The sequence below is a fragment of the Gemmiger sp. An194 genome, from assembly GCF_002160145.1.
Classification (GTDB): domain Bacteria; phylum Bacillota; class Clostridia; order Oscillospirales; family Ruminococcaceae; genus Allofournierella.
Map to the genome: position 1 here is coordinate 1 of NZ_NFKA01000035.1, position 6,891 is coordinate 6,891.

General features: G+C 56.7%; 7 protein-coding genes. All 7 read left to right on the forward strand.

Annotation, left to right across the window (positions count from 1 at the left end; translation table 11 throughout):
* On the forward strand, positions 1-332 hold a 332-nt coding region (locus B5F28_RS14815), incomplete at its 5' end, for a hypothetical protein (RefSeq protein WP_158097612.1).
* On the forward strand, positions 316-615 hold the full coding sequence (locus B5F28_RS14085; RefSeq protein WP_087296465.1) for a DUF3846 domain-containing protein: 300 nt from the start codon (positions 316-318) through the stop codon (positions 613-615). The genes B5F28_RS14815 and B5F28_RS14085, both read left to right, overlap by 17 nt.
* Positions 612-2,702: a coiled-coil domain-containing protein gene (locus B5F28_RS14820; protein WP_087296466.1), complete on the forward strand. Its 2,091-nt coding sequence runs from the start codon at positions 612-614 to the stop codon at positions 2,700-2,702. The genes B5F28_RS14085 and B5F28_RS14820 overlap by 4 nt, the downstream gene beginning before the upstream one ends.
* Entirely contained in the window at positions 2,695-4,647 is a 1,953-nt protein-coding gene (locus B5F28_RS14095) for a hypothetical protein (RefSeq protein ID WP_158097613.1), read from the forward strand. The genes B5F28_RS14820 and B5F28_RS14095 overlap by 8 nt, the downstream gene beginning before the upstream one ends.
* A gap of 14 nt (positions 4,648-4,661) precedes the next feature.
* Positions 4,662-5,792 (forward strand): hypothetical protein, encoded by a 1,131-nt coding sequence (locus B5F28_RS14100; protein ID WP_087296468.1) that lies wholly within the window; start codon positions 4,662-4,664, stop codon positions 5,790-5,792.
* Positions 5,793-5,807: 15 nt separating this feature from the next.
* Positions 5,808-6,509 carry an MBL fold metallo-hydrolase gene (locus B5F28_RS14105; protein ID WP_087296469.1) on the forward strand — a complete coding sequence of 234 codons (702 nt, stop codon included), beginning with the start codon at positions 5,808-5,810 and terminating at the stop codon, positions 6,507-6,509.
* Between the two features lie 12 nt (positions 6,510-6,521).
* Complete coding sequence (locus B5F28_RS14110; RefSeq protein ID WP_087296470.1) at positions 6,522-6,806, forward strand: hypothetical protein; 285 nt, start codon at positions 6,522-6,524, stop codon at positions 6,804-6,806.
* The last annotated feature ends 85 nt before the right edge of the window (positions 6,807-6,891 follow it).

Consider the following 6,891-nt stretch of genomic DNA (forward strand, 5'->3'; position numbering starts at 1 on the left):
CCTACGGCAATGTGAATGCCTGGGTCAATAAGGCCCGCAAAAAGCAGGCGGAATTCGGCGTTGCAGCCCCGCCGCCCAGCGCCTCGCGAAGAACCGCCGCCACCGCCCCGCAGCCTCTCCCGGCCCATTGCCGCCAGATGCTGCAAAGCGCGAAGGACGGCGCCGCTGGCCTGCGGCGTTTTCTGGACGCGTACTGGAGCACGGAGCTTCTGTCCAGCGAGGATGAGCAGGCCCTGGAACGGCTGCTGACCGCGGCCGTGGGCTTTGTAAACGGATTGGAAGCGGGCCTTTGCGCCGCAGAAAGGGAGGGCAGCCATGCTCGTGATTCGTAAGGACCCCGGACAACCGCCTGAGCTGGTTGTGATGGAGAACACGCTGGAGGCTCTGCAGCAGGCCGTGGGCGGCTACATCGAAACGGTGAGCTTCTGTGAGGATGCCCTGGTCATCTGCAACGAAGAGGGCCTGCTGATGGGCCTGCCGTACAACTGCGATTTCCTGGGCATCTCCTTTGTCGGCCCGATCCTGATAGTAGGCGTGGACGGCGATGAAATGTGCAGCCTGGATGACGGAAATGCCGCCCTGCTTTTGCACATGCTGGGGAGGGCTGCACCATGACCAAGTACATATGCAAATGCGGGCGGGTGGTGGCCAAGAGCACAAGCGCCGACAACACCGGCAACCGGGATACCGAAAACTGCAAGGGCTGCCCGTACCTGCTGCCCTGGGGGCCTACCCAGTGGGACGCCACCCGCCACGCTATGGTGACCGATGTCAAAGGCTACGAATGCAGGATGTCACCGTCCCTGGACTATGCCACCTACTACCAGGGCGGCGGTGAAGATAAGTGTGTGCTGCACATCTACAGCCTGGATTATGACTTCCTGGACCAGGTGACCACTTGGGCAGCCAAGCAATTTCCCGACAAGGAAATCAGCTGCAGCTTTGACCGCAGCAAGATCCGCGCCGCCGAGTTTGTCGGCGGGCTTTATGGCATGTCCGTTTACCCGATGCAGAACAAGAAGGGCATGGCCGCTAAGGCTGCTCTGATCGAACGCTTCTTTGGTCCGGACGGGCACCGGCTGGATAAGACCCCGGAAGAAGAAAAAGCCCATGTCCTGGCCGCCATCGAGGCGGGCAAGGCGATGGCTCAGGAAAGGAAAGAGAACATGGATTACATCATCAGCAAACATGAGGCCACCGGCCGCCTGTATGCATATTACAAGGGCTCGTTTTGGTTTTGGGATAGCCATATACAGAGGTGGCTGCTCAGCCAGTTCGCCGAGGATCTCTACCAAGAGGAGCGCCCCAAGAGATGGAATTTTGAGCGGGAGCACTTCCTGGCTCAGACTTCCGACTTCCACCAGCTCGATGATTATGAGGTGCCTTCCTACTGCATCGAGGCCCTGCTGCAGTGCAACCCCAAGACTGCCGAGAGGGAAAACCCTACCGATGCGGCCGAAGATGCGCAGCAGTGTGCTCTTACTGCATCGGATGCGCCTACCTTGCCGTCCCCGAGTGCCAATGCCGATGCACAGCAAGGCGTCGGAGATGATTCTGAAAACCCTACTTATTCGGCTGTTGCCACTGCTGCGGCAGAGGAAACTGTGGCCGCCCCGGAACCGTCGGATTTGGCCAGTATGACGGCGGCACCTGTTGCAAAGACCAGCGCAGCGAAGACCGGTGCCGACGAAAATATTCTTGTTGGCAGTGGTGGGCTGACAGCCTTTGATTTCTCGGCGCTGGGTGACTTGGCCGAGCAGGCAGCCGAAGCGGACGAGCAGTTCAATTTGCACTATGGCCGGGCGCAGGACGAATATCTGGTATCCTGCATCTATTTGGCTCGTATTCACGAACTTACAGCAAAAGCTGGGCGATACGGCGGTGGAACTTGGACGGCTTGGTATCAGAGTAAGGGAATCAGCGAAGGCAGCGCCCGAACCATGGTGCAAAATGGAGACGGTTTTAAATCCGCAAGCGTTGCGGATTTAAAAAATCTTCCGGTTCTCACCAAGAAGGATCTTAATCTGATCGCCCGTAATGGCGTAGCGAATCAGGTGGTTGAAGCAGCCGGGGAAGGTGATTCGGACCGGATTCAGGACATTCTGAACCAGCTGAAGGCCGTCCAGACTGAGCGGGACGAAGCGCGGAAAGCCAAAGAGAAGGCCGAGCAGGAGCGCGACGCAGCCCGGGATGCGCAGGCCAATCTTTCCGCCATGGCCAACAAATTCTCCAAGCAGAGAGACGCTGCCGAACAGCGGGTAGAGGATGCCGAGCGCCGCGCCCAGGCCGCCGAGGAAGACGCGGCCGGCTGGAAGCAGGCCGGTCTCGAGATGCAGGAGCTTGTCGACCAGCGGGATGAGCGTATCCGAGAGCTGGAATCCGGTATTACCGTCGAGGCCGCTGCGGTTGATCAGGAGGAAATCGAGCGCAGGGCCAATGAGCTGTCTGAACCGCTGGTCAAGATCATTGACCAGCAGAACGAACAGATCGAGCGGATGGCATCCGGGAACACGGTGTCCGCACAGGCTTCCGTCCTGGAGCAGTATTTGCGCACTATGCAGACCTCGCTGCTGGGCAATGCACGCCGCGTGGAGCTGGCATGTTATGATGTCCGCGCTCTGGACAGTCTGGCAGAGGCGCTGCGGGAGTTTGCAGATGAGATCGATGGGCTTTTTGAGGATAGGAGCGAGGACAATGATTAATCTTTTGTCGCTGACATTACATGATTTCAAAGGCATTCGGGATGCTGGAATCAATCCCAAAGGGAATAGCATCACTGTGCGTGGCGCGAACGGGACGGGAAAATCCACCTTGATGACAGCATTCCTCTGGCTGCTCACCGGCAAGGACGCACAGGGCCGGGCCGATTACAATATTTTCCCGCTGGGGCCAGACGGCCAGCGGTTGCCTGGGTGCTTCCCGAAGGTCACCGCATGCCTGCTCTTTGAGAATGGTACCCATCTTGTGCTCACCCGGGCGTTGGCCGAAAAGTGGACCAAGCGCCGGGGCTCGGCCGAGAGTGAGTACAGCGGTGACGAAACCAAATGCACGATTGACGATGTGCCGGTCAGTGTCACCGAGTACAATCAGCGCCTTGTTACTTTGTGCTGCCCGACGTTGATTCCGGTGCTGCTCAATGCATCCTATTTCAGCGAGCAGACCAAGGACTACAAGGAGCGCCGAAAACTGCTGTTGACTTACTTCGGCGGGCTGCAGGAGATGGATGTGTTACAGGGCAGCCCCACACTGGCGCCGCTGATCCAGCTGCTGGAGGGGCATTCCGTGGATGAATATCGCCGTATCTGTGTTGAGCGCCGGAAGAAATATACCGATGCTCTGAACGCGATTCCGGCCCGCATCGACGAAAACCGTAAGCAGCTTCCGGATTCCGTGGGCGATGAAAAAGACCTTCGCGGCAAAATTGGCGAGCGGAATGTGGCCATTGCTAAGCTCCGGTATGAAATTGAGCATACCACCGAGAGTAGTGTGCAGAGAGAGGCCCAAAAGGAACTGGATCAGGTGAACGAGAAACTGGCGGTACTGCCCCGGCGGCGCAAGATGATGCAGGACCTTACCACCGGGGACTGGATCAAAGCTCACAATTCGGAAATGGAGCGGGCGCTGAAAGAAAAGCAGGATGCAGCTGCTGCCCTTCAGGAGGTGGAAGGACAGCGATCCACCCTCCTGGCGGAGAAATCCCGGCTGGAATCTGAGATTCAGGGTCTGCGCGATCAGTGGGTGGCGCGCAACAGTCGGGTGGATGCAGTGGATACGGTTTGCCCCACCTGCGGCCAGGAAATCCCCGTGGAGCAGGTGAGGGCAGCTCAAGAACGGTGCAATCTCCGCAAATCCGAGGAGCTGAGTGCCATTACGGCCAGTGCCAAGGAGAAGCAGGCCGCACTGGCCCGGTGCTGCAATTTGCTGGATGAGAACAGGCCATCGAAAGAATGTGCGCAAGTGCTCTACGCCGAGTGCTGCCGGCAGTACGATGCGATTGCCGCCGAGAAACCGCCTGAAGTGGACGGGGAAGTGATGGCCAGTCTTGACCTGGAGGAGAAACAGCTGAACGCCAGGGCCGCAGAAATTGTGGCATCTCTCCAGAATGCAGCACAGGCGGCCCAAGATGCAGGCAAGGCGCACAAAGCGGAGATTGACCGGCTGCAGGCAGAAGTGGAAGATCTTCAACGGGAGCTGGCCGGAATCCAGCGAGTGGCTGCCGTGAAAGCTCGCATTGATGAGTTGCAGCTGGAGCAAAAGCAGGCCCTGAAGGAGCTGGAAACCGCGGAGCGCGGGTTGGCCCTGTGCGATGAGTACACCCGCCAGATGGTGACGCAGCTGACGAACCGAGTCAACCAGCATTTTAATCGAGTTCGCTGGCGGCTGTTTGAGGCTCAGAAAAATGGGGGGCTCAAGGAAATTTGTGAAGCAGAGGTGGACGGTGTGCCTTATGGCAGTCTGAATACCGCGAGCAAAATGCAGGCCAATGTGGAGATTGTGCAGGCCTTCTCCATGGCTTCTGGCTATCAGCTGCCCTTGTTTTTGGATAACCGGGAAAGCGTCAGCGTTCTGGCCATCTCAGATGATATGCAGGTGATCAATTTGCAGGTGGATCCGGCGGCGGCCGTGATGACCTGTAGCGAAATGTAAAGGAGAGCATGATTATGGCAAGTGAAAAAGTCACAAAGAATGGCGAAATTGCGAAAAAGGCTGATTATCGCTCCATCATACAACGGACGGCGGATGCTCTGGTTCCCATGATGGTGAGTCAGCTGGAAGGCAATGGAGTGAAACCAGATGACTACCAGAAACAGTGCATGATGAACGCGATCGCGGTCATCAACGAAGTGGCCATGGAAGATAAGCAGAACCCTATAACGGTCAATGATGTGGACCGTGTAACTCTGTCTGAAATTCTTCAGCAGGTGGCCACTCTGCGCTTGAATGCCTTCAGCCAGCCCCGCGAGTGCTATTTCATGACCCGGAAGAAGAAAGACCGGGAAGGGAAGTGGCTCACAACGGTGGAAATGGGCATTGAAGGAGATGGAAATGACGCGATCCTGCGGAACTTCGGACATGGGGTGGATGAGGTATACCCCTTCTGGGCCGTGAGAGAAGATGATGAGTTTACTTATCCGGTACACAGGGGCATTGATGTGGAACCTCCGGTATGGAAACCGTGTGGCAAAGGCAAATATGTTCGAGTTGTCTACCCGATTCGCTTTAAAGATGGCACGGTGCAGTATTTTATCGGTGAGCGGGAGGATGTCCGGGTGAACCTTGTGGCCCACATTTCCAACAATCTGATGAACGAGACTTTTGGTATCGTAGAGAGCCGCTACAAGGCCACTGTGGAACAGAAACAGCAGATCGATGCAAAGAAGTCTGAACTGAAGGCATTGATGGACGGCAAGGACATTGACCAGATCCTCGATGTTCCGGAACTGCAGCCGTATATCTCCCCCGCCTGGCGTGAGGGGAGCCGCGAACGGATGATTCTGCGCAAGATGCGGAACAACTGCATAAAGCCCATCCCCAAGGACTTCTCCAACAGCCTTGCGCTGTCCATGTACAACAATAGCATGATCGCTGAGGATGGAGCCGTTTATAGCCAGCCACTGGATGGTGAGTATCGTGAAATCCAAGATCCTGCGGCATATATCGCAGCACCAGAAGAGTCGCAGGCGGTGCTCCAGCAACCGGCCCGTCAGGATCCTCAGCCGGAGGCCGCGCAGCCTACCGGAGCGGTCGAAAAGGCAAATCCGGCTCCTCAGTCCAATGTGGCGCCGTTTTGATAGGGGGCACAGCATGTGAAAATCAAGACGTTGGCAACAGGGAGCACCGGTAACGCCTATCTGGTGGACGATGGTTGCACCGTGCTGTTGCTGGAATGCGGCATCCCATTGAGAGAGCTGATGCGCCGTAGCAAATACTCTCTTTCCTGTGTGTCTGCCTGCCTGATTACCCACGAGCATGGGGACCATGCCAGGGCTGTAAAGCAGCTGATTGGCCTCGGTATTCCAATTTGGTGCAGCAAAGGGACGGCGACGGCGCTGAAAATCGATGGTGAACCTGTGGTGCATTCGGAAATGCGCGCAGGTCATGTAGTGAAGATTGAGACCATGGCTATCATGCCCATCGCAGTGGAGCACGATGCTGCTGAGCCTTTGGGATGGTTGATCTACTCCGAAGCCAGCAGTCAGCGACTGGTGTTCCTCACGGACACAAGGATTGCTGATGTTTCGCTGCCGGCAGTTCACCACATTATGGTGGAGTGTAATCACATGGGGTTGGATAGCATGGGGCAGACCAATGCATACCACGCGGATCGAGTGGTCCGTAACCACATGAGTCTGGATGATTGCATCCGATTTCTCATGCGTCAGGATCTCAGCCAGGTGCAGGATATCAGGCTTATCCATATCAGTAACAGCCACGGGGACCCCATGGCAATGCGCAATGCTGTGGCTGCAGCAACCGGTCGGCAGGTAATCATTACCGGCCAAGAATGACAGGAGGTTAATATGGCAACCGATATCGTATCCGTACAGTTTATGAGCACCGCCCGCCCCGGTGAGTTTGTGGGGCGGGATTATACTTACTACGCCGATCAGGAGCTGCATGTGGGTGACTGTGTAGCAGTACCGTCCAAATTCGGCGAGAGTCTGGCCCGGGTGACTGCTGTTGGTATCCCTGAGTATCGGGTTGATCCCAAGATTTTACCGGTGCTCCGGCACATCACTGGCAGTCCGGTTAAGGCTCCCAAGCCGCTCAAGAGCGAAACCCCTGAGCAGTTGTCCATCGAATAAAGATAACAGGAGGACTGGCCAGATGGCGATGTGCTATGTTCAGATGTACTTTTCTTATCTCGAGCCGCTGGCCGATCTGACGGAC